Source organism: Rhodocaloribacter sp., from assembly GCF_056451265.1.
This window is the reverse complement of the sequence record NZ_JBWOPL010000099.1, coordinates 1-4,211: the sequence shown is the minus strand read 5'-3', so window position 1 is coordinate 4,211 and position 4,211 is coordinate 1. Positions and strand designations below refer to the sequence as shown.

2 protein-coding genes are annotated in these 4,211 nt (G+C 66.5%); both read left to right on the top strand.

All coding sequences use genetic code 11. The features are described 5' to 3' along the window. On the top strand, nucleotides 1-348 hold a 348-nt coding region (locus AC1HIY_RS15525; protein WP_479577714.1), incomplete at its 5' end, for a sensor histidine kinase. A 115-nt stretch (nucleotides 349-463) separates the two neighbouring features. Then, nucleotides 464-4,211 (top strand): two-component regulator propeller domain-containing protein (locus tag AC1HIY_RS15520; protein WP_479577713.1); only part of this gene is annotated, 3,748 nt, incomplete at its 3' end.

Genomic DNA, 4,211 nt, shown 5'->3' with positions numbered 1-4,211 from the left:
CGGGTGCTGATCAACCTGCTCGGCAATGCCTTCGACGCGGTGTACGCGCACGCGCAGTCGCAAAACGGGCAGTACGCGCCGAAGGTGACCGTCGCGACGCGGCGGGTGGGCGAGGCCGTGGAGATTCGCGTGGCCGACAACGGGCCGGGCATCCCCGAGGAGGTGAAGGCCCGGATCTTCGAGCCGTTTTTCACGACGAAGCCTACGGGTTCGGGAACGGGCCTGGGGCTGAGCCTCTCGCACGACATCGTGACGCAGGGGCACGGCGGGACGCTCACGGTGGAGAGCACGCCGGGCCGGGGCGCGGCGTTCGTGGTCACCGTCCCCGTTGCGGCCGGCAACCTCTGACATTGTGAACCCCAGACTCTTCCGGAGCGCGGACCTCCTCCCGCTCCGAGAAGGCGTCCGGCGGGTATCGTGTAACAGCCATCCGAATTTCAGCATCATTCAACCTGGAGACATCATGTCCATCCATTCTGCGGCCCATTCTTTCCGCCTCCTGACGGCCCTGCTGGTCACGTGGTGTCTGGCCGTCGTGCCCGGACTCGCCCAGGAAGCGCCCCTCCCCAACCCGGCCCTCCGCGAAGCGCCGGCGCTCCGCTTCGAGCACCTCTCGCTCGAGGACGGCATGGCCCAGGGCAGCGGCAACGCCATCATGCAGGACCGCGAAGGCTTCCTGTGGATCGCCACGCAGGGCGGCCTCCACCGCTACGACGGGCACACGTTCGAGGTCTATGCCAACACCCCGTTCGACACCACCTCCCTCTCGGCCAGCTGGGTATGGAGCGCCACCGAAGCCGCCAACGGCGACCTGTGGGTCGCGACCGAAGGCGGCGGCCTCAACCGCATGGACCGCGCCACCGGAACCTTCAAACACTACCGCCATGATGCTTCTGACAGCACCAGTCTCTCCAGCGACCGCGCCTTCTACACACTGGAGGACCGCCGGGGCAACCTCTGGGTAGCCACGCTCGATGCCGGCCTCAACCGCATGCGCGCCGGCGAGGACGGCCGCTTCTCCCACTTCCGCCACAACCCCGACGACCCCGCGAGCCTGTCGAGCGATGTGCTTTTCGGCATCACCGAAGATCCCGGAGGTGATCTCTGGGTCGGTTCCGCCAACGGCCTCAACCGGATCGATCCGGAGACCGAGACCATCACACGCTATCTCTACGATCCCACGGTGGACCCCGGCTATCGCGCCCCGCAAAACGTCATCGGCGCGTATCTGCCCCCGGAGACGCCGAACGTGATGTGGCTCGCCACGGGCAACGGCCTGGTGCGCCTCCGCACCGACACGGGCACGCATGAACGCTTTCTGCTCGCGCCCGACCGGGCCCCGGAAAACCTGATCCATCAGGTCATGCCCGATCCGTCGGCCCCCGGCATCCTGTGGGTGGCCGGCCCCGGCCCCGGTCTGGCGCGGTTTGACGTTCAGGCAAAGTCCTTTACCCGCTACCGACACGACCCGCGCGACCCCCACAGCCTGGCCCAGAACTTTGTCGGCTCGCTCTTTGCCGACCGCTCGGGGACGATGTGGGTCGGCTATGCCAACCAGGGCATCAGCGCGTTCAACCCCGGCGCGGTCAACTTCGCCCACCTCCGCCACGACCCCGACGACCCGGCCAGCCTCTCGCCCGGAAACGTGTGGGGCGTCTATGAGGACCAGGAAGGCACGCTCTGGGTGGGCACGGCTAACGGCGTTCGCACGTGGCTCACCCGGTTCGATGCGGCCACAGGGCGGGTGATCCGCTACGAAAACGACCCGAACGACCCGAAGACGCTTCCGCCAGGTCTCTACTGGAGCTTCGTCGAAGATGCGCAGGGATACCTCTGGATCGCCGGCAACAACTACGGCGGGTTGAGCCGCCTCGACCGCCGAACCGGCCGTGTGACGCGCTTCCGCCCCGAAGGACGGCGCATCGGCGGGGTCTTCGCCCTGATTGCCTCGGTCGCTCACCCCGGCGTGCTGTGGGTAGGTCACAACCGCGGCGTGGACCGCTTCGACACCGCCACGGGTCGGTTCACGTCCATCCCGCTGACCGCCGACGAACCTGCCGACGACCCGTTGGTGCTGAGCCTGTACGAAGCCCCCGACGGCCTCGTGTGGACCGGTACGGCCGGCAAAGGCCTCCTCCGCATCGATCCCTCGGCGGGGCCGGGGCGCGAGGTCGTCATGGGCGCCGCCGCCTACGACCCGCGCGACACCACGTCGATCAGCGACCCACGCATACAAACCATCGTCGGGCGGGAAAAGGAGCCCGGCATCCTGTGGCTGGGCACTTTCAACGGCGGCCTCAACCGCTTCGACACGCGCACCGGAAAGGCCACGCACTATCTGAAGAAAGACGGGCTGGCGGACAACGTGATTTACGGTATCGTTGTGGACGACGCCGGGACGCTCTGGATCAGCACCAACGGCGGCATCAGCAACTTCGACCCCGACACCGAGACGTTCCGCAACTACGGCCTCGACGACGGGCTGATGGCGCTCGAATACAACCAGAATGCCTACGGAAAGGGCAACGACGGCACGCTCTACTTCGGCAGCGGCAAGGGCGTGACGGCCTTCTCACCCGAACGGCTCCGCACCAATGCGATCCCGCCGCAGGTGGCCTTCGAGGATTTCAAGCTCTTCAACGAGTCCGTGGCCGTGGGACCCGATTCCCCGCTCGTGAAGCCCCTCTCCGAGACGGATCTGATCACGCTCCGCCACGACCGGAACGAAGTCACCTTCGACTACGTGGCGCTCCACTTCTCCAACCCGAAGAAGAACACCTATGCCTACCTTCTCGAAGGCTACGATCCGGACTGGGTAGAGGCGGGCACGCAGCGCTCGGCTACGTACACCAACCTGCCGCCGGGCGAGTACACCTTCCGCGTGAAGGCGGCGAACGCCGACGGCGTCTGGAACGAGGCGGGCGCCTCCGTGCGGCTGGTCATCACACCGCCGTGGTGGCGCACGTGGTGGGCCTACGTGGGCTACGTGCTGCTTTTCGGGGGGATGGTCTTCGCCGTGGACCGCACGCAGCGACGGCGGCTCCGAAAGAAAGAGGCCGAACGGGCGCAGATCCGCGAGGCCGAGATCCGCGCCGAAGCCCAGCAAAAGCGCCGTGAGGAGGCCGAGCGCCTGAGCGAAATCGGCCGCGCCATCACCTCCACGCTCTCCATCCGTGAGATCATCGACACCGTCTACGAGAACGTCAACGCCCTCATGGACGCCTCCGTCTTCGGCATCGGCATCTACAACGAAAAGCGGGGCCGCATCGACTTCCCGGCCAGCAAGGAGCAGGGCGAAACGCTGCGTCCCTTCTTCTACCGGGTGGACGATCCGGATCGCTTCGCCGCGTGGTGCTTCAACCACCGCAAGGAGATCATCATCAACGACTACGAGACCGAGTACCGGCAGTACGTGAGCCGGGATCTGCCGCCGGTGGAAGGCGGCTCGCCAAAATCGGTGCTCTATCTGCCGCTGATCCATCACGACAGGGTCGTCGGCGTCATCACGGCGCAGAGCTTCGAGCAGAACGCCTATACCGACTATGCCGTGAGCATCCTGCGCACGCTGGCCACCTACGCCGCCATCGCCCTCGACAACGCCGCCGCCTACCGCAAGCTGGGCAACACCGTAGAGGAGTTGAAGACGACGCAGGCGCAGCTCGTGCAGTCGGAGAAGCTGGCCTCGCTCGGACAACTCACCGCCGGCATCGCCCACGAGATCAAGAACCCGCTCAACTTCATCAACAACTTCGCCGAACTCAACGAAGAACTCGCCGACGAGGTCTTCGAAGTGCTCGATGCCGGCGACACCGAAGAGGTCCGCGCCATCCTCGAGGACCTCAAGGTCAACGCCGCGCAGATCGCCAAGCACGGCAAACGGGCCGACGGCATCGTGCGCGCGATGATGCAACACGCCCGCAGCAGCGGCGGCGAGCGCGAGACGGTGGACGTGAACCCGTTCGTCGAGGAATACCTGAACCTGGCCTATCACGGGCAGCGCGCCCGCGTGCCGGGCTTCAACGCCGAGCTCGTGACGGACTTCGCCGCGGACGTGGGCACTTTGGCGATGATGCCGCAGGAGATGGGGCGGGTGCTGATCAACCTGCTCGGCAATGCCTTCGACGCGGTGTACGCGCACGCGCAGTCGCAAAACGGGCAGTACGCGCCGAAGGTGACCGTCGCGACGCGGCGGGTGGGCGAGGCCGTGGAGA